This window comes from Acetobacter conturbans (assembly GCF_011516755.1).
GTDB classification, from domain to species: Bacteria; Pseudomonadota; Alphaproteobacteria; order Acetobacterales; family Acetobacteraceae; genus Acetobacter; species Acetobacter conturbans.
This window is the reverse complement of the sequence record NZ_WOSY01000070.1, coordinates 1-952: the sequence shown is the minus strand read 5'-3', so window position 1 is coordinate 952 and position 952 is coordinate 1. Positions and strand designations below refer to the sequence as shown.

The 952-nt window shown below is 54.3% G+C and carries 1 pseudogene; it reads right to left on the bottom strand.

From position 1 onward, the window contains the following. Positions 1-97: 97 nt before the first annotated feature. Positions 98-841 (bottom strand): annotated as a pseudogene (locus tag GOB81_RS17355) (IS5 family transposase). Positions 842-952: the final 111 nt, after the last annotated feature.

Sequence of the window (952 nt, the reverse complement as noted above, 5' to 3'; positions counted from 1 at the left end):
CTGACCGCTCTCATGCGGCGTCTCGTCATTCTGGCGAATGTCCTGTTACGCAATGACAGGTTATGGGAACCACGCCACACTTGACCAAGACGGATACTCATAGCCAGAACAAGACGGTTGCGGCGAGGCAGACTGCGGAGAAGAAGAAGAAGAAGAAGAAGAAGAAGACGGTCGGGCATCTGTCATAGCGTGTTGCGACCCGTCTCCAGTCCTTGAGTCTGCCGAACATGATCTCGATACGGTTGTGTCTTTTGTATTTCCGTTTGTCGTATTTGATCGGTTTTGCACGAGATTTTCGACCAGGAATACAGGGGTTGATCCCTTTCTTCTCCAGGGCCTCTCTGAACCAGTCAGCGTCATAGCCCCGCTCTGCCCTCATCCATTCGGCTGATGGAAGACTGTCCAGAAGAGCAGCGGCACCAATATAATCACCGATCTGACCTGTTGTCATGAAGAAGTCGAGTGGACGTCCGTTCCGGTCAGTGACAGCATGCAGCTTCGTATGCATCCCGCCTTTGGTTCGCCCGATCAAACGGCCTGGGCCCCCTTTTTTAACCGCTGGCTCGAAGCCGTGCGATGGGCCTTGAGATAGGTCGCATCAATCATGATTGTCTGAGGCTCTGCCTTGCCAGTAGCCAGTCCCCATCATGCGGATGAAGATCCCCATAGCACTCCAGCGCTTCCAGCGGTTGTAGAGCGTCTTGTGTGGACCGTATTCCCGAGGCGCATCACGCCAACGCAGACCATTTCTGTTCACGAAAATGATCCCGCTCAACATACGACGATCATCAACGCGAGGTTTGCCATGGATCTTCGGGGAAAAGGGCCGCAGACGATCCATCTGAGGTGGTCCCGTCCGTTCGGACAGTTTTGCGGGCTTGATAAGCTATACCCGGTTGTTGTTATGCCGCCCTTCTGACGGCGTTGCTGTTGGCCATCTGGTCCGGGGTTA